Genomic DNA, 22,129 nt, shown 5'->3' with positions numbered 1-22,129 from the left:
GAGCACACCGACATGAACTTCGACTTCAACAACCCGTATCTCTCCACCCGCATCCCGATCTTTGCGCGCAATGTGGTGTCGACCTCGCACCCGCTGGCCTCGCAGGCCGGGCTGCGCATCCTGCAGCAGGGCGGCAACGCGGTCGATGCGGCCATTGCCACCGCAGCGGTCATGACGCTGGTCGAGCCGGTGAGCAACGGCCTGGGCAGCGATGCCTTCTGCATCCTGTGGGACGGCAAGGAACTGCACGGCCTGAACGCCTCGGGCCCGGCGCCCAAGGCCTGGACGCCCGAGTACTTCAAGGCCAAGTACGGCGCGGACGCCGCCACGCCGCCGATGCGCGGCATCGACTCGGTCACGGTGCCGGGCGCGGTGCGCGGCTGGGTCGCGATGAGCGATCGCTTCGGCAAGCTGCCCTTCGCCGACCTGATGGCACCGGCCATCGACATCGCGGAGCGCGGCTACCTCGTGCCGCCGGTGGTGCAGGGCAAGTGGGCTGCGGCCACGCCGGTGCTGCAGTCGCAGCCGGGCTTTGCGCAGACTTTCCTGCCTTGGGGCCGCGCGCCCGAGGTGGGCGAGCTGTTCCGCTTCACCGCCGCGGCACGCGCGCTCAAGGCCATTGCCCGCACCAAGGGCGAGGCCTACTACAACGGCGAGATCGCCGAGGCGATCGCCAAGTTCTCCGCCGAACAGGGCGGCGCGCTCACGGTGGCCGACCTCGCGGCCTACCAGCCCGAATGGGTCAAGCCGATCTCGCGCGACTACCGTGGCCACACGCTGCACGAGATTCCGCCGAACGGGCAGGGCATCGCGGCGCTGATCGCGCTGGGCATCCTGGAGAAGTTCGACATCGCCTCGCTGCAGGTCGACTCGGTCCAGTCGCAGCATCTGCAGATCGAAGCGATGAAGCTGGCTTTTGCCGACGTGTACCGCTACGTGTCGGAACGCAAGACCATGGAAGTGACGACCGAGCAGATGCTCGACGACGCCTACCTCGCCTCGCGCGCCCGCCTCATCGATGTAAAAAAGGCGCAGGACTTCAAGGCCGGCAACCCGGTCAAGGGCGGCACCATCTACCTCACGGCCGCCGACGAGAGCGGCATGATGGTGAGCTTCATCCAGAGCAACTACATGGGCTTCGGCTCGGGTTGCGTGGAGCCCGAGTTCGGCATCAGCCTGCAGAACCGCGGCCACGGCTTCAGCCTGAAGGCCGAGAGCCCGAACGTGGTGGCACCGGGCAAGCGCCCGTTCCACACGATCATTCCGGCCTTCCTCACCAAGGACGGCCAGCCGGTCATGAGCTTCGGCGTGATGGGCGGCAACATGCAGCCGCAGGGCCACATGCAGACGCTGGTGCGCATGCTCGACTACAAGCAGAACCCGCAGGCCGCCTGCGATGCACCGCGCTGGCGCTTCAATGCGGGGCTCGAGATCAACGTCGAGGCCGCGATGAACCCGAACACCCTGCAGGGCCTGCGCGACCTGGGCCATCACCTCGAAGTGATCAACGACTCGTACCAGGACTTCGGCGCCGGCCAGTTCATCTGGCGTGCGGGCGAGCCGTCGGTCGAAGGCTATGTGGCCGCCAGCGACCCGCGCCGCGACGGCGTGGCGGCAGGGTACTGAGCAAGCAAGGTCTCGGGGTTGCCGCGATGATCGGGGGATGAACAAGACAGCCGCGTCGCTCGGCATCCCCTCTCACGACGGCGCAAGAAAAGGCTATGCGACCGGCCTGGTCCTTGCCACGCTGGGCGCGATCGCGTTCAGCGGCAAGGCCATCATCGTCAAGCTGGCGTACCGCCACGGCGTGGACGCCATCACGCTCATCATGCTGCGCATGCTGTTCGCGCTGCCGCTCTTCGCCGTCATGGCGTGGTGGGCAGGGCGCGGCAAGCCGAAGCTCACCTCACGCGACTGGCTCGGCGTGATCGGGCTCGGCTTCTCGGGCTACTACCTCGCGAGCTTTCTCGACTTTGCGGGGCTGGCCTACATCTCGGCCAGCTTCGAGCGGCTCATTCTTTATCTCAACCCCACGCTGGTGCTGCTGTTCGGCTGGCTGATGTACCGGCGGCGCGCCACGCGCCCGCAGGTGCTGGGCATGGTCGTGAGCTATGCCGGCGTGCTGCTGGTGTTCGGCCACGAACTGTGGACCGGCGGTGGCGGCAAGGGCGGCGGGGCGGCGGCCTGGGGCGCGTTCCTCGTGTTCCTGAGCGCGGTGAGCTATGCGGGCTACCTCGTGTACAGCGGCGAGTTCGTCAAGCGCCTGGGCTCGCTGCGGCTCGTGGGTCTGGCCACCACCGTGGCCTGCGTGCTGTGCATCCTGCAGTTCGTGCTCACGCGGCCGATGAGCGTGGCCTTCGGGCTCGCGCCCGAGGTCATCTGGCTGTCGGTGCTCAACGCCACGCTGTGCACGGCGGTGCCCGTCCTCATGGTGATGATGGCCATCGAGCGCATCGGCCCGGCCGTGGCCGCGCAAACCGGCATGATCGGACCCCTGTCGACCATCCTCATGGGGGTGGTGATACTCGGCGAGCCGTTCACACCGTGGATCGCCGCCGGCACCGTGCTCGTCATCGCGGGCATCTTCGTTTTCACACGCAAGGGGCGGCAAGCCCCTGCACGATAGGAGCAAACAACATGGATCTGGGTATTGCAGGCAAGACCGCGCTGGTGTGCGGCGCGAGCAAGGGGCTGGGCTACGGCTGCGCCGAGGCGCTGGTGCGCGAAGGCGTCAACGTGGTGATCGTGGCGCGCGGCGCCGAGGCATTGGATGCGGCCGCGAAGAAGCTGGCCGAGGCCGCAGGTGCGTCGGGTCCGTTCGTCAAGCACGTGGCCGCCGACATCACGACCGAAGCAGGCCGTGCGGCCGTGTTCGCACTGGGCCACGACTTCGACATCGTCGTCACCAACGCTGGCGGCCCGCCGCCCGGCGACTTCCGCAACTGGGATCGCGACGCGTGGATCAAGGCGGTCGATGCCAACATGCTCACGCCCATCGAGCTGATCAAGGCCACGGTCGATGGCATGGCCAAGCGCGGCTTCGGGCGCATCGTGAACATCACGTCGAGTTCGGTGAAGTCGCCCATCGACATCCTGGGCCTGTCGAACGGCGCGCGCAGCGGCCTGACCGGCTTCGTGGCCGGCGTGGCACGCACGCCCATCGCGGCGCAGGGCGTGACCATCAACAACCTGCTGCCGGGCTCCTTCGACACCGACCGCCTGAAGGGCACGATGGCCGGCGCGGCGCAGAAGACCGGGCAGGACTTCGACACCGTGTGGGAAGCCCGCAAGAAGAACATTCCGGCCCGGCGCTTCGGCACGCCGGCCGAGTTCGGCGCCATCTGCGCTTTTCTCTGCAGCATGCAGGCCGGCTACATGACCGGCCAGAACGTGCTGGCCGACGGCGGCGCCTACCCCGGCACCTACTGACGCATCCGCACAGGCAAGCGCGCATGAGCGGGGAGGCTTTCCGGCAGATCACTTTGGTGTCGGTCACCGGCCTGCCCGATGCGCGCGGCGCGGCGATGGCCCTGCAACTGAGCCAGTCGCAAATGCCCGGCACCCGCGCCTTGCTGTGCAGCCCGCAGGCGCCCGACAACCTGGCGCCGGGCATCGCGCATGTGGCGATCGCGCCGATGAACTACCACGAGTACGGCTGGTTCATGATGTTCGCGCTCTGGCGCGTGGTGCAGACCGAGTTCGCGCTGGTGGTGCAGGACGACGGCTGGGTCGTCAATGCCGCCAACTGGCGCGACGAATTTCTGGGCTGCGACTACATCGGCGCGCCGATCCATCTGGCAAAAATCGATTCGCCGCAGGGCACCTTCTGGCGCAACAGTTTCGACTGGGCGCAGGAGCTGCAGAAGCCCGACCACGTCGTCACGCCGATCCAGAACGGCGGCTTCAGCCTGCGCAGCCGGCGCTTCATGAAAGCGCTCATCGACCATCCGCACATCCGTGTCGAGATTCCGCCGCCCGATGTGGTGACGGGCGATCCGCTCAGGATGCACTGGCAGCACAACGCGCTGCTCGAAGACGTGCAACTGAGCGGCGTGCTGCGACCGGCCCTCGAAGCCGTCGGCATGCGCTTCGCGCCGCTGGAGCTGGCGCGCAGCTTTGCCATCGAGCATGCGGGGCCGCAACTGCACCACGGCTATGACGCGATGCAGCTGTTCGGCCACCATGCGAAGGTGCGGCAACTGGTGAGCCTGGCGCCGCTCACCTTGCGTTCGCTGATTCCGCTGTCGCAGCTCGACGGCTGGTATGGCGAGCGCGAAATTTTGCAGATGTTCGAGCGCAGCGGCTACCGCATCGAGTTCGCGCCTGAGCCGCCACAAAACCCGGCCTGACGCCAGGCAGCGCCTGCATGGGCGCCGACGTGCCGGGGCAATGTCCCGCGCCATCGCGAAAACGCCAAACGTGGCAGGATGCGCCTCTTCTTTTTCTGCGCGTGGAGACAGTAGCAATGATCAGCAAAGCCGTCCGTATCGACCGTCATGGCGGTCCCGAAGAACTGAAGATCGTCGAGGTCGAAGTCGGCGACCCGGGCCCCGGCGAAATCCGCATCCGCCACAAGGCGGTGGGCCTGAACTTCATCGACACCTACCAGCGCAGCGGGCTCTATCCGTTCGCAATGCCGCTGCAACTGGGCATGGAAGCCTCGGGCGTGGTCGAGGCAGTGGGCGAGGGCGTCACGCACCTGAAGGCTGGCGACCGCGCCGCCTATGCGAGCCCGCCGCCCGGCGCGTACTGCGAGCTGCGCGTGATGCCCGCCAAGAACGTCTGCAAGCTGCCCGACGACATCTCCTTCGAGACCGGCGCGGCCATGATGCTCAAGGGCCTCACCACCCAGTACCTGCTGAAGAAAACGCTGCCGGCCGAGGGCCTGCAGCCCGGCGACTTCATCCTGTTCCACGCGGCCGCCGGCGGCGTCGGCCTCATCGCCTGCCAGTGGGCCAAGGCGCTGGGCCTGCAACTGATCGGCACGGCCGGCAGTGACGCCAAGTGCAAGCTCGCGCTCGAATACGGCGCGGCGCACGCCATCAACTACAGCACCGAAAACTTCGCGGCGCGCGTCAAGGAAATCACCGGCGGCAAGGGCGTGAAGGTGGTCTACGACTCGGTGGGCAAGGACACCTTCGAGGGCTCCATCGATTGCCTGCGTCCCTTCGGCCTGCTGGCGGTCTTCGGCAACGGCTCGGGCCCGGTGCCGCCGATCAACCTCGGTACGCTCGCGTCCAAGGGCTCGCTCTACGTCACGCGGCCCACGCTGTTCACCCACATGGCCACGCGCGAAAGCACGCAGGCCATGGCCGACGACCTGTTCGCGGTGGTGCGCAGCGGCGCGGTGAAGATCCCGATCGAGCAGCGCTATGCACTGGCCGATGTGCAGCAGGCGCACCGCGACCTGGAAGCGCGCAAGACCACGGGCTGCACGATCCTGACGCTGTAAAGCTGCGCGCAAGGGTGGAAAAAGGGTAGGAAGAGCGCCGCCAGCCTTGTCCTACCCGCGTGGGGGTGTCATGCCTTCGACTTGTGCCGGGCGCACTTTGTAGCCTGTGGCAAAAGCTACGAGGCCAGCGTCATGAACACCATCCGCACATTCATCGTCGAAGACAACCCCACCATCCGCGAGAACCTCGTGGGCACCTTGCGGGAGGTGGCACGCGTCGATCCCATCGGCCAGGCCGAATCGGAAGCCGAGGGCACGCGCTGGCTGACAGGCAACCCGTCGCAGTGGGACCTGGCCATCGTCGACCTGTTCCTGAAAGACGGCACCGGCTTCAGCGTGCTGCGAGCCTGCCGCAACCGCGACCCGATGCAGAAGATGGTGGTGCTGAGCAACCACGCCACGCCGGACATGCGCCGCAAATGCGCGCTGCTCGGTGCCGACGCGGTGTTCGACAAGGCCACCGAGGTCGAGGACCTGATCGACTTCTGCCTGCGCCAGCGGCAGGAGCAGTTCAGGCGGGCAGCTTCTTCGACGTCGGCGTCGTCGCGCCCGACTCCGCTGTCGCACTGAGCGCGGCGGTGTCGCGCACGATGCCCCACACCTGCTGCGCGAGCGGCGACAGCGCCCGGTTGCGCCGGCGGATCAGCATGATCGCGCGCTGCACGCGCGGCACCAGCGGGCGCACCACCAACTGAGCCAGCCCTTCGGGCGGCAGCGACATGCCCGGCATCACGCTGATGCCGATGCCCGCCTCGACCATGCGAAAGACCGTGGTCGGATGGCCGAGCTGCTGCTTCACCTCGCACTGCGCGCCATGGCTCTCCAGCGCCTGGTCGATCAGGCGGCGGCTGCCCGAGGCGTGGTCGAGCAGCACCAGCGGCTGCCCGTCGAGCGCCGCCCAGCGCACCGAAGTCTTCTGGGCCAGCCGGTGGGCGGGCGGCACCACCAGCACGAAGGGGTCGTTCAGGATCGGCTCGCAATGCAGGTCGTCGGCTTCCGAAGGCTCGATCACCACGCCGAAATCGACCTCGCCGCTGCGCACGCTGTCCAGCACGTCCTGCTGGATGCGGTCGAGCAGCAGGAACTGGATGCCCGGCGCCTTGTCGGCGCAGACCGCGATGCACCCGGGCATCAGGTTGGCCGACAGCGTGGGGCTGCTGGCCACCCGCACCTTGCCGCCGCGCGCGCTGGCCAGGCCGGCCACGTCCTGCAGCGTCTGGTCGAGGTCGTCGAGCACGCGGTCGAGCCGGGCGGCGAGCGACTGGCCGGCCTCGGTCAGCATCACCTCGCGCGTGGTGCGGTCGAGCAGCTTGAGGCCGAGCTGCGACTCAAGCTCCAGGATCGAACGGCTGACGGCCGGTTGGCTCAACCCGACCTGATCGCCGGCGCGGCTGAAATTGCGCCCCTCGGCCACCGAGCGGAAGACGCGGAGTTGGCGAAGCGTGACGTTCATGCGCCGGAATCATATATCCATCCGATAAATCCATTTCTCTTTTGAATGGGCAGCCGCTCCAATACGTCCCATGGCCCGTTCACGCTTTCTCCCCGACAACTTCACGCTCGCGCTCGTCACGGTCGTGACCTTCGCCAGCCTGCTGCCCGCGAGCGGGCGCATCGCACATTTCTTCGAGGGCCTGACGACCGTCGCCATCGGCCTGCTGTTCTTCCTGCACGGCGCCAAGCTGTCGCGCGAGGCGATCATGGCGGGCATCACGCACTGGCGGCTGCACCTGCTGGTGTTTGCGAGCACCTTCGTGCTGTTTCCGCTGCTCGGGCTGGCGCTGCGGCCGGTGCTGTCGCCGCTGGTGACGCCTGAGCTTTACACCGGCGTGCTGTTCCTCTGCGTGCTGCCGGCCACGGTGCAGTCCGCGATTGCGTTCACGGCCATGGCGCGCGGCAACATGCCCGCGGCCATCTGCAGCGCATCGGCCTCGACCCTGTTGGGCGTGTTCATCACGCCGGTGCTAGTGAACCTGGTCGTGCTGCCCAACGGCGGCGGCATCACTTCGTCGTCGTCACTCGATTCGATCGGCCGCATCCTGCTGCAACTGATGGTGCCCTTCGTGGCGGGCCACCTGCTGCGCCCGGTGATCGGCAAGTGGATCCAGAAGCGCGCGGCCGTGCTGAAGTTCGTGGACCAGGGATCGATCCTGCTGGTGGTCTACACGGCGTTCAGCGCGGCGGTGATCGAGGGGCTCTGGAAGCAGATTCCCGTGAGCGCGCTGCTGGGCCTGCTGCTGGTGTGCGCGGTGCTGCTGGCCCTGGCGCTGGGCATCACGACGCTGATGGCACGCAAGCTCGGGTTCGATGTGGCCGACGAAATCACCATCGTGTTCTGCGGATCGAAGAAGAGCCTTGCCAGTGGGATTCCGATGGCGAAGGTCTTGTTCGCTTCGCATGCGGTGGGGGCGATCGTGTTGCCGCTGATGCTGTTTCATCAGATGCAGCTGATGGTGTGTGCCGTGCTGGCGCAGCGGTATGCGCGGCGACAGATCGAAAAGCCCGCCGAGGCTGCTGGCAAGCTCGTCAAGGCCAAGTAGGTTTCACGGGGCCTGGCGATTCTTCGCCAGGCCCCAGTGGTTTCGGCTTCAGCGGTTGCTGTTCAGCGGCCCCGGGTCGCTCATGCTGGCCTTGCCGGTTTCGACGTGTCCCGCAAAGCGGCGAAGGAAGGGCGCGTTGGCCGACGACCCGGCGTCCGAGCTGACCGACAGGTCGTACCAGCCCGAACTGGCACTCAGAACCCAGAGGTCCTGCAGCGTCGCTCCGGCGGCCAGGTTGTGGGTGCGTGCAGCCTTCTTGCTGTAGGCATTGCTCACCGTCACCGAGCACGCCGCCGATCCGCTGTTGGTCAGCGTCAGGGCCACATTGCCGTTGGTGACGTCGTAGCAAACCTTCGCTTCGGGGCTGGCTGTGCCTTGGGACACCGCGGAGGCATTGCCCTTGTACTGGCACAGGTAGCCGTTCGGCCCGTAGGCGGCGAAGTCGTAGGCGCCCTTCGTGTCCGACAGGAGCCAGTAATCCGACAACACATCGCCGGGGGAGACGGTGTAGCGGCGCGGGTTGTCGTTGGGCTTCAGGCGGTTGTACACACAGAACGCGGCGCCCACGCTGCCGGTGTTGGCAAAGTCTAGCCAGATCTGGACGTTGCGCGTATCGACGCGGCTGTGCACGAAGTGCTCGTAGGGCAGGGGCCGCGCCTTGCGCGTGCCCGGCTCCTGGGAGGGCATCAACTGGGGATTCGGTACGTAGTCGGTCCGCGTGCCGACGGTGATCGATGCGACCGGCGCGATCTTCGGAACCGACGTGTCCTGGTTGCCTGAAAAATCGAAGGCCGACGTCAGGTTTCCGCAGACGGCCTTGCGCCATTGCGAGATGTTGGGTTCGGCGACGCCGAACCGCGCTTCCAGGAATTGCAGGACCGAGGTGTGGTCGAAGGTCTGCGAACAGACCCATCCTCCGGCACTCCACGGTGACACGACAAGCATGGGAACGCGCGAACCCAGGCCGACGGGCTGCAAGCCGCCGGGGTCGCCGCTCGGCACCAGCGATCCCTTTTCGTAGGGGAAGCGGTCCAGGTCGAGAAACTCATCCTTGAGACTGTCGACCAGGCCCTTGGAGACGAGGCCGCTGTCGTTGGTGTTGCTTGCCAGCGCCTGCAGTGGCGGCATTGGCGGAACGATGTGGTCGAACAGGCCGTCGTTCTCGTCGTAGTTGATGAGAAAGACCGTCTTGCTCCAGACCTCGGGGTTCGACGTCAGCGCGCTCAGGATGGCTTCGATGTACAGCGCGCCATTGACGCTCGTGGCGCTCGAGTGCTCGCAGAATTTTTGCGGCGCGACGATCCAGCTGACCTGCGGCAGGTTGTTCTTGCTGACGTCGCTGGCGAATTCCACCAGGGTGTGCCTGGAGGCTCCCTTGTCCCGAAGGACGCCGTTCGTCTGGTAGGCCGCGAAGTGCTCCAGCGAGTTGTCGGTGAAGTTGTCGGCCTCCTTGGTCAGGTTGTTATAGCCTTCCGAGCCGCCCTGGTAGAGCTTCCAGCGAATCCCCTTGGCCTCCAGCCGCTCCGGGTAGGTCGTCCACGTGTAGCCGTTCGATCCGTTGCGCTCCTGCAATCCGGGGCCATTGGGCTGGGTGCCCATGACGTTGCGCGGATCGATGGTTCCCGTCCACAAGTGCACGCGATTCGGCACCGTGTCGGCGGGAACGGAGGCATGGTAGGCATCGCAGATGGTGAACGCGTCGGCCAGTGCGTAGTGGAATGCGAGATCCCTGCGGCGCAGGTATCCCATCGTCATCGCATCCTGCTTCTGGTTCAGCCACTGGTTGTTCTTGCCATTGTTCAAGGCGCCGTGGCCGTCGCTCCATCCATGCTGCGTGCCCGCATGTCCCTTGGTCGTGCGTGGGTCGATATAGAACGGCAACACGTAGGTCGCGTCGCTGGGCAGGCCGCGCGGGTTGTAGACCCGTTTTGGGTCGACCGGGCTTTCGTTCGGCGTGGGCTGGTACCAGACCGGCCGCCCGTCCGGCAAAACGTGCGGGCGCGGGTCGTTGAATCCACGCACGCCCTGCAGGGTTCCGAAGTAGTGGTCGAAGGAGCGGTTCTCCTGCGTCAGGATCACCACGTGCTCGACGTCCTCGATGGTGCCTTTCACGTTGTTCGGTGGAATGGCCAGCGCGCGCTGGATCGAGGGCGGCAGCATCGTGAGCGCGGCGGCTGCACCGGCGGTGGTGGCCGAGCTGCGCAGGAAGCGACGGCGGCCGGGGTTTGAAGCGGTCATGGTGTGGGTGTCGGCAAAGAGGCGATGAAGATGGGGCGTGCCGTCAAGGCGCGCAGTGAAAGACGGCCTTGGCACCGGTGTCCGGTGCGGGCGGCTCGGGCGTGACGGCGACGGGCGGTGCTGGCACGAACGATGTTCCCCCGCTGCCTCCGCCGCAAGCCGCGAGCGCGGCAAGCAGGACCGCGCCCGATACGGCGCGCACCATCCGTTGTTTCTGTCGATTGCTCATCATGTGGCTCTCCCCTTGGAAAAAAGAGTGGATGCCCTTGGCGCAGGCGTTCGGAGCAGGACGCCTTGCAGTCGAAGGGCAGCGTGAAATGGCTTGAAGCCGGACGCGATAAATCGCATTCATGCGAACTTATGAAATTACACAAATTCACTCAAAAGCAATTTATGCCTCGAATGCTAGGCAGGCTTCATGACATCGGAACGACAGGTGTTCACGCGTCTTTTCTCAAGACGTCGGGTCGTTCGAGGCGATGGAATTGGGGGCTTGCCGGTGGTCCTTCCAGGGACGCGGCAAAGCGCAAATGACGAGGCCGGCATGCATGCCGGCAACGACGCAGCCGGCGCGTTTCGGCGCGGTGCGTCTCAGGTTTTGGGGAGTCCGGGGCAGTCGAATGCTGCCCGCGAGAACGCTACCCTTCGATCTTGCCCAGTCGGGACTCTCTCAACCTGCTCGGCGCCAACGCCCCGGCCGATTCGAGGATCGGATACGCAATCGAGCAGATGTGCGAGTTGATCCGCTTCAGGTCGCTGATCAGGTCGATGTGCAGCGAGCTGGTCTCGATGCTCAGCGTTGTCTGGTCCGACAGTCGATCCAGGTGGGTCGTTGCATAGGCCCGCTCCAGATCGCGGAAGCGCGCCTTTTCTTCGAGCAGCTTCTGCGCGTCCCGCACATTGCCGTTCAAGAACACGCTCATGCTTAGCCGCAGGTTGGCAACGAGGCGTCCGTGCAGCTCGACGATCTCGGCCATGCCTGCTTCCGAGAAGTTGCGCTGCGGCTTGATCTTCTTGTCTTCGATGTCGATGATCACGCGCTCGATGATGTCGCCGATCTGCTCCATGTTGATGGTGAAGCTGATGATGTCCGTCCAGCGCCGGCTTTCCTCTTCGCCCAGCGCCTCGCGCGAGATCCGGGTCATGTAGTACTTGATGGCCGAGTACAGCTCGTCCACCGTGTCGTCGAGCTGCCTCAGTTCCTGCGACAGGCGCAGGTCGTTGTTGCGGATCACGTCCAGCGTGCCGATCAGCATGGTCTCGACGATGTCGGCCTGGTGCAGCGCTTCGCGCGCCGCGTTCGAGATGGCCAGCGAAGGCGTCGACAGCGCCGACGGATCGAGGTGATGCGGCCGGGTGGTGCCGGCCGGTTGCTGCGGCACGGGCAGCATCCGCGTCACCAGCTTGGCCACCCATTGCGTGAGGCCGATGAAGCCGACGCTGATGATGACGTTGAACGCCAGGTGGAACAGCACCACGCCATGCGTCTGGTTCGGCAGCTCGGGCTGCACGTAGTGAATCCACAGCCCGATGAAGGGCGCGACGACGGCCACGCCCAGCGCCTTGAAGAGCAGGTTGCCGATGGTCACCTGCCGCACCGACACCGCCGACTTGGCCGTGGTCAGCACAGCCAGCAGCCCGCTGCCGAGGTTGGCGCCGAGCACCAGCCCGAGCGCCACATCCAGCGGCACCACGTTCGACGTGGCCATGGCCGCGACCAGCAGCACCACCGCCAGGCTCGAATACGCCACGATGGCCAGCACCGAGCCGATGGTGATTTCAAGCAGCACGTCGCTGTTGAGCGATGCGAGCAGCGCGCGCACGGCGGGCGAAGAGAACAGGGGTTCGGTGGCTTCGACCACCAGTTGCAGAGCGAGCAGCATCAGCCCCAGGCCGATCAGCACGCGTCCCACGCGCCCCGCCACGGTGGCCGAGCGGGTGATGAACAGCACCACGCCCACGAAGATGAACATGGGCGAAAGCCACGACAGGTCGGCCGAGAACAGCACCGAGATCAGCGCCGTGCCCACGTCGGCGCCCCGCATCACCGCCAGCGCTGCCGGCAGCGTGACCAGGCCCTGCCCGACGAAGGACGAGGTCATGAGGGAAGTGGCGGTGCTGGACTGCACGAGCGCCGTGACGCCGATGCCCGAGAGGGCGGCCGTGAAGCGGTTGCGCATGCTCTGCACGAGGATCTTGCGCAGGTTGGCGCCGAACACGCGCAGCACGCCGGTACGAACGAGGTGCGTACCCCACACCAGCAATGCGACTGCCGCCAGCAGATTCAGAAGGTGCTTCATGGAGGTCGGGTTCTGGCCTTTCTCTTGTTTTCGTTTGGCTTCGTTTCGACCCCATTTTCCACAAGTGGGCGCTTCAGTCGATCAGGGCTCCGTTGTCGTGGAAAGGATAAGGGCCTTCGAAGGTACCGGAGGCCGCCAGATGGGTGATCAGCCGGCCGCTGCGCGGCGACCATGCGTGCACCCGGAAAGCCGGTGGTTCGAGCGTCCAGGCCGAGGGCGCATCGGCCGCCAGGTCGAGGCAGACCTGATGCGCCTGCGCCGGCGAGGTCGAGGCGATGGTGCCGCCGAAGCGCACGTCGATGGCGCGGTGCAGGTGGCCGCAGATCACGCGCTCGACGTTCGGATAACGGGCGATCAGCGCTTCGAGTGCGTCGGCACCTTGCAGCAGTCCGATCTCGTCCATGTGGCCGATCAGCGTTTCAAAAGGCGGGTGGTGCATGGCGACGACCACGGGTTCATCGCGGCAGGCATCGAGCTGGGCTTCGAGCCAGGCCAGGCGCTTCCCGCACAGCGAACCGTGGCTGGCACCTGGCACGCAGGTGTCGAGCGTGAGCAGGCGCAGCGCACCGACACGCACCGAGTACTGGATGAAGCCGTCGGTGTCGGTGCCGGTGCCGAGGTAGGCGTGGCCGGGGAAGCTGCGGCGCAACTGGTCGCGGTCGTCGTGGTTGCCGGGCATCAGGTAGACCGGCATGGCCAGCGGCGCCAGCAGGCGGGCCAGGTGCTCGTACTCGGCGGCACGGCCGAAGTCGGTCAGGTCGCCGGTGATCACCACGGCATCGGGCGGCTGCCGCAGGGCCAGCACCGACTGCACCGCGCGTGCCAGGTACGGCGCGGTGTCGATGCGGCCATAGGCCAGCCGGCCCGGTTCGCGGATGTGCAGGTCGGTCAGTTGGACCAGGAAGGTGTTGCTGCTGCTGTTTGGCGTTGTCGTCATGCGCTGGTTTCCTGCGACGTCATCAGGCGATCGGGGTGGATGCGAAGACCGACTGCGTCGCCCGGACCGAAGGGGCTGTCGCGTCCCACATCGGCCACCAGCACGGGCTGGTCTTGCGTGCGCAGATGCAACTGCACGCGGTCGCCAAGGAAGGTGCGGCGTTCGACGGTGGCGTTGCCCCAGTCCGACTGGGGCGCGCCGACCTCGATGTCTTCGGGTCGCGCCAACAGCATCGCATGGTCTTGCCATGCGATGGGGCAGGGCACGGTGCAACCCCCGAGTCGGACAACGCCTTGCGCGATGGCCTCGGCCGCGCGTTCGAGCTTGTTGACCCGGCCCAGGAACTCGGCCACGAAAGGATGCGAAGGCGCGCGGTACAGGTCTTCGCCACGGCCCACCTGCACGATGCGGCCGGCGCGCATCACCGCGAGCCGGTCGGCAATGGCCAGGGCCTCCTGCTGGTCGTGCGTCACGTGGATGGCCGTGATGTGCAGGCTGCGCAGCAGCTCGGCCAGCTCGTCGCGCAGCGATTCCTTGAGCTTGGCGTCGAGCGCGGCCAGCGGCTCGTCGAGCAGCAGCACGCGCGGCCGCACGGCCACGGCGCGCGCCAGGGCCACGCGCTGGCGCTGGCCGCCCGAGAGTTCGGCGGGACGCTTGTTCTCCAGGCCACCGAGCCGCACGAGGTCGACCAGTTCGCCGACCCGGCGTTTTTCTTCATCGGGCGCGATGCCGCGAATGCGCAGGCCATAGCCGATGTTGGCCGCCACCGTCATCTGCGGAAAGAGCGCGTAGCTCTGGAACACCATGCCCACGCCGCGATGCTCGACCGGGCGCTGCGTCACGTCCTGGTCGCCAAACACGATGCGGCTGCCGGCGTCGGGCGCCTCCAGTCCGGCGATCAGCCGTAGCAGCGTGGTCTTGCCACAGCCCGAGGGGCCGAGCAGCGCGAGCACTTCACCGGCCTCGACGTGCAGGTCGGTGGGTTGCAGGCCGCGTGTGCCGTCTGTGTAGGTCTTCGCGCAGTTCGCGATGTCGACGGGGATGCGTTCAAGTTCCATGGCGTTTCTGCATCAGGTTGGCAAGGTACTGCAGGCCCCACAGCACCGGAAGAATGACGGCGAAGAAGACCAGCGTGTAGGCCGATCCGATCTCGATGCGCATCGAGGCATAGCTGTCGGCCAGGCCCACGGGCAGCGTGCGCGTGAGCGGCGTGTGCAGCATCCAGGTGAGGTTGAACTCGCCCACCGAGAGCGTGAACACCATCAGGCTGCCGGCCACGATGGCCGGGAACACTGCGGGCACGAGGATGCCCAGGAAGCGCTGGCGGAAGTTCGCGCCCAGCGAGCGCGCGGCCTCTTCGAGCGCGAGCAGGTCGTCGCGCTCGAAGGCCGAGCTGACGGTGCGCACCATGAAGGGCAGCGTGAAGATCATGTGGCCCACGAGGATGAAGGCGAAGCTCTGGCGGAAAGCCGTGAGCTGGCCGTAGGCCAGGATCAACGCCAGCGCGGTGGCCAGCCCCGGCACCGCGACAGGCAGCGTCAGCAGCTCTTCAAAGATGCGCGCGGCACGCGAGCGGCTGCGCGCCAAGGCATAGGCGCAGGGCACGCCGATCAGCACGGTGCCGACGACGCAAGCAATGGCCAACGCGATCGACCAGCCGACGGTGCCGCCGTAGTTCTCCCACACCTCGCCGAGCCAGCGCAGCGTGAGGCCGCTCTTCAGGCCGGCGCTGTAGTTGTTGACCAGGCCCGCCATGACCGATAGCAGCATCGGCGCGATCATGAAGAGGCTCACGACGACCGTGACGGCGAGCAGGAAGGGCGCCTTGGCTTGTGTGTTCTTTCGCATGGTTTGCGTGTCTCAACGTGCTTCAGCGTGCGACGGGGTTGGCGCCGAAGCGGCGCGCGACGAACAGCACCAGCCAGGTCACGATGCCCAACGAGATCGACAGCGACGCGGCGAGCGCGAAGTTGGCGTAGTTGGTGAACTCGTTGTAGATGGTGATGGGAATGACCTCGAACTTGCTGGCCAGCGTGAAGGCCGTGCCGAAGGCGCCCATCGAGGTCGCGAACAGGATCGCGCCGCAGGCCAGCGTGGTGGGTGCAAGCTCCGGCATCCACACGTCGCGCGCCACGCGCAGCCGCGAGGCGCCGAGCGAGCGGGCCGCTTCTTCGAGCTGCGTGTTCATCGACTCGGCCGCCGCGGTGTAAGTGGCGATGGCGCGCGGCAGCGAAAAATACAGGTACGCTAGGAACAGCCCGAGCAGGCCGTAGGCGAAGGTGATGCGTTCGCCAAAGATGCTGTCGCTGAGGTCGGCCACCACGCCCTGCCGTCCGCCCAGCAGGATCACGAAGAAGCCGATGATCACGCCCGGAAACGACAGCGGCAGCGTGAGCAGCGACAGCAGCATGCGCTTGCCCACGAAGGCGTGGCGCGCGAGGTAGATGCCCACCGCCGCGCCCAGCACCAGCGTGGCCAGCGTGACGGTGATCGAGAGCACGACTGTGTTGGCCATGCTTTGCAGGTAGCGCGCGTCGGTCAGTACGGCGAAGTAGGTGGCCCAGCCTTTGTCGGCTGGCAGCGTGAGCAGGCGCACCACCGGCAGCAGCCAGAAGGCCGCGAAGAAGGCGGCCGCCGGTGCCGCGCAGGCGAGCAGCCGCCAGCGCGGGTTCCAGGCGTTGGAGGTGGTGGCTTGCGTCATCTCATGCCGTGCGGGTCAGCGCACTTCTTTCAGGTACTCGTCAGAGAAGGCGCGCTGCGCGGCGGCCATGCGGCCGTAGTCCACGCTCTTGGCACGCGCGTATTCGCTCGCGGGCAGGAACTGAGCCTCGATGTCCTTGGGCATCGCGCTGGCACGCACCGGGCGCAGATACGCCTTGGCCCAGATGGCCTGGCCTTCGTCGGACAGCGTGAAGTCGAGCACCTTCTTCGCGTCGGCCGCGTGCGGGGCCTTGGCGACGAGGCTCATCACGTAAGGCACGGCCAGCGTGCCTTCGCTCGGGATCACGAAGGCGACGTTGGCCTTGTCCTTGTACTTGGCGCGGTAGGCGTTGAAGTCGTAGTCGAGCAGGATCGCGATTTCGCCCGACAGCACACGCGCATACGAGGTCTGCTTCGGCACGATGGGTTCGTTCTTCTGCAGGGCCTTGAAGTAATCGATGGCCGGCTTGAAGTTGTCGAGCGTGCCGCCGCGTGCCTGGTTCACGGCCACGGCGCCGACATAGCCGACGAAGGCCGAGGCGGGATCGAGGTAGCCGATCAGGCCCTTGTATTCGGGCTTGAGCAGATCGGCCCACGACTTGGGCACCGGCTTGCCCTTGAGCGCATCGACGTTGACCATGAAGCCGAGCGTGCCCGAGTGGATGGTGAACCAGTTGCCTGCGGGGTCCTTCAGGCCGTCGGGAATGTCGTTCCATGCGGCCGGCTTGTAGGGCTCGACCAGGCCGTCCTTGGCGGCCTGCACCGCGAAGGTCACGCCCAGGTAGGTGACGTCGGCCACGGGGCTGGCCTTCTCGGCGGCCATCTGCGCGAGCGACTGGCCCGAGTTCTTGTTGTCGGGTGGCACGGTGATGCCGGTCTTGGCCTTGATGGCCTTCAACTGGGTGCCCCAGTCGGCCCACTCGGTCGGGCAGTTGTAGCAAATGGCGGTCTGGGCCATGGCGCTGCCGGCTGCGGCAACGAGCGCGGCGGCCAGCACGCCGAGGCGGGCCATGCGATGGAAACGGAAAGACATGGAAGAGCTCCTTGGATGGATGGGGGCGGAGAACGGGGGGAGGTCGATCAGGAAGCGATGGCGTCGCGCGCGGATGCGCACGACTCACCGTCGCGGAAGGCATGGGGAAGCAGCAGGCTCGCATCGGCCTGCAGCGTGGTGCCGCCGGCCATCGCCTGGATCAGCAACTCGACGCTGTGGCGGCCGATGTCGCTGTTGGGCTGGGCGATGGTGGTGAGGGCGGGCGTGAGGTCTTCGCCGAGCGCGATGCCGTCGAAGCCGATCACGCTCAGGTCGTCGGGCACCGAGAGGCCGCTGAGGTGCGCGGCACGGATGCTGCGGATGGCGAGCAGGTCGTTCGAGCAGATCAGCGCGGTGGGGCGGTTGCGGGTCGCCTGCAACTGGTGCGAGAGCGCATCGACGGCGGTTTCGACGAAGGGCACTTCGATCAGCGGCGGCGCATCGAGTCCGGCGTCGGCCATGCCTTTCTGGTAGCCGCGATAACGCTGTTGCGCGCGGTCCGACGCGGCGAGCGTGCCGCTGACCATGGCGATGCGGCGATGTCCGAGCAGCACGAGGCGCGTGACTGCATCGGCCACGGCGCCTTCGCTGTCGACGGAGACGCAAGGGTGCTCAGGGTGCCGGTTGTAGGCAAGGACGTAGGGAACGCCGGCCGTTCGCAACCGGGGAAGGGCGGTCGAGGTCGAGGGGTTCGACACCACGAGGATGAGCCCATCGACGTTGCCGGCCAACAGCAGATGGACTGCGCGCTCTTCCTCGTCGAGTTGATAACCGGTGGTGACGGGAATGATGGCGTAGCCGCCCGCGACGGCGGCGCGCGCGATGCCCTGCAGGCATTCAGCGAAGGTCGGGTTCAGCAGCGTGGGCAGCACGACGCCGAGCACGCGGCTGCGCTGGGTGCGCAGGGTGCGGGCGCTGGCGTTCGGCAGGTAGTTGAGTTCACGCGCCACGCGCTCGACCAACTCCCGTGTGGCCGGGGTCACCTTGTCGGGGAAATTGAAGGCCCGCGACACGGTGGCCACGGAGACTCCGGCTTTGGCTGCAACGGCTTGAATGCTCATCGTGCGGTGTTCATGTAATCGATTACATTGAACCGCCGCAGTATGACCCCGCTATGACAGGCCTTGGAAGCGGGGAGAAACCCTTTGGGTTTTGTTCGTCGGGGGTGTGGTTGCTATGCCCCGTCTTTGAGGCCACGTCCCCGCATTACTCCCTCTCCCTCCGGGAGAGGGTTGGGGTGAGGGCAGCGGCATCAACGCCACGACAAGCGCCTGGTACGCGGTTCGGCGCGCTCAGCCCCTCTGGGCCGCCGAGGAGCGCAGCGTTTCGCGGATCAGGGCTCGCAGCTGTTTGAGCGAAGCGAGTTCTGCGAGACCCCGCGAGACGCGAGCACCGCAGGGAAGCCGCGAAGCGGCCGGCACAGTGGGGCTGAGCGCGCCGAACCGCGTACCGGGCGCCGCCCCAAAAGAAAAACTACTTGCCGCGACGAACGCGACGAATCTCATCAACGATCAAACAGATCGCCCCCAGCGTGATCGCACTGTCAGCAGCATTGAACGCAGGGAAATACCAGTTCCCCAAGTGGAAGCTCAAAAAGTCCACCACGTACCCATGCATCATCCGGTCGACAACGTTGCCGATGGCCCCGCCCAGGATGCAAGCCATGGAGAACGAGAACAGCTTCTGCCCCGCATGCGACCTCAGCATCCAGACGATGAACACCGCAGCCCCCACGCCGATGGCCGTGAAGAACCAGCGCTGCCACCCCGAGTGATCCGCCAGGAATGAGAAGGCCGCCCCCGTGTTGTGCGCCCGCACGACATTGAAGAAGCTCGTGACGTAAGTCCAGTCACCGACCTTGTAGTAGCCCAGGATCAGCGTCTTGGTGAACTGGTCGATCATCACGATGATCAGCGCCAGCCCCAGCCAGGGCCAGATGCCCAGGCTGCCACCGCGCGAACGCGATGATGCCGATGCGGAACGCGCGGCCGCCATCAGGCAAAGCTCCGCGATTCGCCGGCGCCGAACAGGTTGCTCGTGCAGCGTCCACAGATCGTCGGGTGCGCCGGGTCGTGGCCCACGTCGTCGCGGTAGTGCCAGCAGCGATCGCACTTCTGCGCGGTGCTCGGCGTCACCACCGTCGACAGCTCCTCGCCGGCCGCCAGCTCGATGGCGGAGGCGATGAAGACGAACTTCAGGTCGTCGCCCAGCGAGCCCAGCAGCGCGAAGTCGTCGGCCGGAGCCGTCACCTGCAGGTTGGCCTGCAGCGATGAACCGACCTTGCCTTCGGCACGCACCGCTTCGATGTTCTTGTTCACCGCATCGCGGATCTCGCGGATGCGGCCCCACTTGGCGAGCAGAGCTTCGTCGGGCGCGGCGAACTGGCTGTAGGTCTGCGTGAAGATCGACTCGCCCGGCTTGCCTGTGCCCACGAACTTCCACGCCTCTTCGGCCGTGAAGCTCAGGAACGGCGCCATCCAGCGCAGCATGGCTTGCGAGATGTGCCACAGCGCCGTCTGCGCACTGCGGCGCGCCAGCGAGCCCGGGGCCGTCGTGTAGAGGCGGTCCTTCAGGATGTCGAGGTAGAAACCGCCCAGGTCTTCCGAGCAGTAGATCTGCAGCTTCGCCACCACCGGATGGAACTCGTACACCTGGTAGTGCGCAAGGATCTCGGCCTGGAACTGCGCCGCGCGCGCCATCGCGTAGCGGTCGATCTCGAACAACTGGTCGAGCGGCACCGCGTCCTTCGTGATGTCGAAGTCGCTGGTGTTCGCCATCAGGAAGCGCAGCGTGTTGCGGATGCGGCGGTACGCATCGACCACGCGCGCAAGGATCTTGTCGTCGCCCGCGATGTCGCCCGAGTAGTCGCTCGCAGCCACCCACAGGCGGATGATTTCAGCGCCCAGCTTGCTGCTGATTTCCTGCGGATCGATGCCGTTCTTGAGCGACTTGCTCATCTTGATGCCCTTGGCATCCACCGTGAAGCCGTGCGTGAGCAGGCTCTTGTACGGCGCGCGGTCTTCCAGCATGCAGGCGATCAGCAGCGACGAATGGAACCAGCCGCGATGCTGGTCATGGCCTTCGAGGTACAGGTCGGCTTCGGGGCCGGTCTCGTGGTGCACCGTGGGGTGCGTGCCGCGCAGCACGTGATAGAAGGTCGAGCCCGAGTCGAACCACACCTCCAGGATGTCGGTGCTCTTCGTGTAGCTCGGCGCATCTTCGGCACCCAGGATCTCTTCGACCGTCACACGGCTCCAGGCCTCGATGCCGCCCTTCTCGACGATGTCGGCGGCCTGGTCGAGGATTTCCATGGTGCGCGGATGCAGCTCGCCCGAATCCTTGTGCAGGAAGAACGGGATCGGCACACCCCAGCTGCGCTGGCGGCTGATGCACCAGTCGGGGCGGCCGGCGATCATGTCGTGCAGCCGCGCCTTGCCGTTCTCGGGGAAGAAGCTGGTTTGCTCGATGGCGTCGAGCGCAGTCTGGCGCAGCGTCTTGGGCGCCTTGTCCTTGGTGAACACGCCTTCGCCCTCGTCCATGCGCACGAACCACTGCGCGGCCGCGCGGTAGATCACCGGCGTCTTGTGGCGCCAGCAGTGCGGATAGCTGTGGGTGATCGTCTCGGTGGTCAGCAGGCGGCCCGCGTCGCGCAGCGCGGCGATGATGACCGGCACGGCCTTCCAGATGTTCTGGCCGCCGAACAGCGGGAAATCAGGCGCATAGCTGCCGTTGCCCTGCACCGGGTTCAGGATGTCGTCGTACGCCACGCCGTGGGCGATGCAGGAGTTGAAGTCGTCCACGCCGTAGGCAGGCGAGGAGTGCACAAGGCCCGTGCCGTCGGTGGCGGTGGCGTAGTCGGCCAGGTAGACCGGGGCCACGCGGCGGTAGCCGGCATCCACGTCGTACAGCGGATGCTGGAATTCCAGGCCGCCGAGCTTTTCGCCCTTGACCGTGGCGACCACCTTGCCGTCGAGCGCATAGCGGTTCATGCACATCTCGACCAGCGAGTTGGCCAGGATCAGCAGGCCGCGTTCGGTGTCGACCAGCGAGTATTCAAGCTCGGGGTTGAGGTTGATCGCCTGGTTGGCGGGGATGGTCCACGCGGTGGTGGTCCAGATCACGGCGAAGACGTCGCCCAGCAGCAGGTGGTCGGCCTCGAAGGCCTTGAGCACCTTTTCGCGGTCGTTCGCCTTGAAGGCCACGTCGATGGTCTGGCTCTTCTTGTCGGCGTATTCGATCTCGAACTCGGCCAGCGACGAGCCGCAGTCGAAGCACCAGTACACGGGCTTCAGGCCTCGGTAGACAAAGCCGCGCTCGATCACGCGCTTGAATGCGCGCAGCTCGCCGGCTTCGTTGGCGAAGTCCATCGTCTTGTAGGGATGGTCCCATTCGCCCAGCACGCCCAGGCGCTGGAAGTCGACCAACTGCTGCGCGATCTGCTCGGTGGCGTAGGCGCGGCTCTTGGCCTGCATCTCGTCGCGGCTCAGGTTGCGGCCGAACTGCTTTTCGATGGCGTTCTCGATCGGCAGGCCGTGGCAGTCCCAGCCGGGCACGTAGAGCGCGTCGAAGCCTTCGAGCTGGCGCGCCTTGGTGATCATGTCCTTGAGGATCTTGTTCACCGCGTGACCCATGTGGATCTGGCCGTTGGCGTACGGCGGGCCATCGTGCAGGATGAACTTGGGCGCGCCGTGGCGGGCGTCGCGCAGGCGGTGGTAGCGGCCTTCGTCGTTCCATTCCTTCACCCAGCCCGGTTCGCGCTTGGGCAGGTCGCCGCGCATCGGGAAGGGGGTGTCGGGCAGGTTCAGCGTGGAACGGTAGTCGGTGGGGGTGGCGGCAGCGTCAGACATGTTGGGGTGCGAAACAGAGGGGCTTCGACAGGCTCAGCCCGAACTGCATTGAGCGGTCGGTGCGGAAGAAAAGCCGTTCGCC

At 66.3% G+C, this 22,129-nt stretch carries 19 protein-coding genes; 7 read left to right on the top strand and 12 right to left on the bottom strand.

What is annotated here, in order from left to right:
* Nucleotides 1-12: 12 nt before the first annotated feature.
* The 6 genes from ACSFB7_RS26275 (at nucleotide 13) to ACSFB7_RS26250 (ending at nucleotide 6,022) form a co-directional block, all read left to right on the top strand.
* Nucleotides 13-1,626 (top strand): gamma-glutamyltransferase family protein, encoded by a 1,614-nt coding sequence (locus ACSFB7_RS26275; protein WP_435475459.1) that lies wholly within the window; start codon nucleotides 13-15, stop codon nucleotides 1,624-1,626.
* A 37-nt stretch (nucleotides 1,627-1,663) separates the two neighbouring features.
* Nucleotides 1,664-2,626, top strand: a complete 963-nt coding sequence (locus ACSFB7_RS26270; RefSeq protein ID WP_435475282.1) for a DMT family transporter — start codon at nucleotides 1,664-1,666, stop codon at nucleotides 2,624-2,626.
* 11 nt (nucleotides 2,627-2,637) lie between these two features.
* Entirely contained in the window at nucleotides 2,638-3,429 is a 792-nt protein-coding gene (locus ACSFB7_RS26265; RefSeq protein WP_435475281.1) for an SDR family oxidoreductase, read from the top strand.
* Between the two features lie 23 nt (nucleotides 3,430-3,452).
* Nucleotides 3,453-4,349 (top strand): DUF5672 family protein, encoded by an 897-nt coding sequence (locus ACSFB7_RS26260; protein ID WP_435475280.1) that lies wholly within the window; start codon nucleotides 3,453-3,455, stop codon nucleotides 4,347-4,349.
* A 116-nt stretch (nucleotides 4,350-4,465) separates the two neighbouring features.
* Nucleotides 4,466-5,452: a quinone oxidoreductase family protein gene (locus ACSFB7_RS26255; RefSeq protein WP_435475279.1), complete on the top strand. Its 987-nt coding sequence runs from the start codon at nucleotides 4,466-4,468 to the stop codon at nucleotides 5,450-5,452.
* A gap of 132 nt (nucleotides 5,453-5,584) precedes the next feature.
* Complete coding sequence (locus ACSFB7_RS26250; protein WP_435475278.1) at nucleotides 5,585-6,022, top strand: response regulator; 438 nt, start codon at nucleotides 5,585-5,587, stop codon at nucleotides 6,020-6,022.
* Here the strand turns inward: ACSFB7_RS26250 and ACSFB7_RS26245 are convergent.
* Nucleotides 5,964-6,905 (bottom strand): LysR family transcriptional regulator, encoded by a 942-nt coding sequence (locus tag ACSFB7_RS26245; RefSeq protein ID WP_435475277.1) that lies wholly within the window; start codon nucleotides 6,903-6,905, stop codon nucleotides 5,964-5,966. The genes ACSFB7_RS26250 and ACSFB7_RS26245 overlap by 59 nt on opposite strands.
* A gap of 70 nt (nucleotides 6,906-6,975) precedes the next feature.
* On the opposite strand from ACSFB7_RS26245, the gene ACSFB7_RS26240 reads away from it, so the two are divergent.
* A complete protein-coding gene (locus tag ACSFB7_RS26240) occupies nucleotides 6,976-7,992 on the top strand; it encodes a bile acid:sodium symporter family protein (protein ID WP_435475276.1) in 1,017 nt (338 codons plus the stop codon).
* Nucleotides 7,993-8,040: 48 nt separating this feature from the next.
* Here the strand turns inward: ACSFB7_RS26240 and ACSFB7_RS26235 are convergent, their stop codons facing one another.
* From ACSFB7_RS26235 to ileS, 11 genes are all read right to left on the bottom strand, one after another.
* Nucleotides 8,041-10,230, bottom strand: a complete 2,190-nt coding sequence (locus tag ACSFB7_RS26235; RefSeq protein ID WP_435475275.1) for a phosphocholine-specific phospholipase C — start codon at nucleotides 10,228-10,230, stop codon at nucleotides 8,041-8,043.
* A gap of 43 nt (nucleotides 10,231-10,273) precedes the next feature.
* Complete coding sequence (locus tag ACSFB7_RS26230) at nucleotides 10,274-10,459, bottom strand: hypothetical protein (protein WP_435475274.1); 186 nt, start codon at nucleotides 10,457-10,459, stop codon at nucleotides 10,274-10,276.
* A 409-nt stretch (nucleotides 10,460-10,868) separates the two neighbouring features.
* A complete protein-coding gene (locus ACSFB7_RS26225; RefSeq protein WP_435475273.1) occupies nucleotides 10,869-12,530 on the bottom strand; it encodes a Na/Pi cotransporter family protein in 1,662 nt (553 codons plus the stop codon).
* A gap of 73 nt (nucleotides 12,531-12,603) precedes the next feature.
* Nucleotides 12,604-13,467 (bottom strand): phosphodiesterase, encoded by an 864-nt coding sequence (locus tag ACSFB7_RS26220; RefSeq protein WP_435475272.1) that lies wholly within the window; start codon nucleotides 13,465-13,467, stop codon nucleotides 12,604-12,606.
* Entirely contained in the window at nucleotides 13,464-14,525 is a 1,062-nt protein-coding gene (locus ACSFB7_RS26215; protein ID WP_435475271.1) for an ABC transporter ATP-binding protein, read from the bottom strand. Before ACSFB7_RS26215 ends, ACSFB7_RS26220 begins: the two co-directional genes overlap by 4 nt.
* Entirely contained in the window at nucleotides 14,515-15,315 is an 801-nt protein-coding gene (locus tag ACSFB7_RS26210; protein ID WP_435475270.1) for an ABC transporter permease, read from the bottom strand. The genes ACSFB7_RS26215 and ACSFB7_RS26210 overlap by 11 nt, the downstream gene beginning before the upstream one ends.
* Before the next feature lie 22 nt (nucleotides 15,316-15,337).
* On the bottom strand, nucleotides 15,338-16,168 hold the full coding sequence (locus ACSFB7_RS26205) for an ABC transporter permease (RefSeq protein ID WP_435475269.1): 831 nt from the start codon (nucleotides 16,166-16,168) through the stop codon (nucleotides 15,338-15,340).
* Nucleotides 16,169-16,183: 15 nt separating this feature from the next.
* A complete protein-coding gene (locus tag ACSFB7_RS26200) occupies nucleotides 16,184-17,200 on the bottom strand; it encodes an ABC transporter substrate-binding protein (protein ID WP_435475268.1) in 1,017 nt (338 codons plus the stop codon).
* Nucleotides 17,201-17,247: 47 nt separating this feature from the next.
* Nucleotides 17,248-18,261 (bottom strand): LacI family DNA-binding transcriptional regulator, encoded by a 1,014-nt coding sequence (locus ACSFB7_RS26195; protein WP_435475267.1) that lies wholly within the window; start codon nucleotides 18,259-18,261, stop codon nucleotides 17,248-17,250.
* Between the two features lie 412 nt (nucleotides 18,262-18,673).
* Nucleotides 18,674-19,195 (bottom strand): signal peptidase II, encoded by a 522-nt coding sequence (gene lspA / locus ACSFB7_RS26190; RefSeq protein WP_435475266.1) that lies wholly within the window; start codon nucleotides 19,193-19,195, stop codon nucleotides 18,674-18,676.
* Entirely contained in the window at nucleotides 19,195-22,047 is a 2,853-nt protein-coding gene (gene ileS, locus ACSFB7_RS26185) for an isoleucine--tRNA ligase (RefSeq protein WP_435475265.1), read from the bottom strand. The genes lspA and ileS overlap by 1 nt, the downstream gene beginning before the upstream one ends.
* Between the last annotated feature and the right edge of the window lie 82 nt (nucleotides 22,048-22,129).

It is taken from the genome of Variovorax raffinosi (assembly GCF_051216615.1).
Classification (GTDB): domain Bacteria; phylum Pseudomonadota; class Gammaproteobacteria; order Burkholderiales; family Burkholderiaceae_C; genus Variovorax.
Note: the sequence above shows the minus strand (reverse complement) of the source record. Positions and strands in the feature narration are given on the sequence as shown.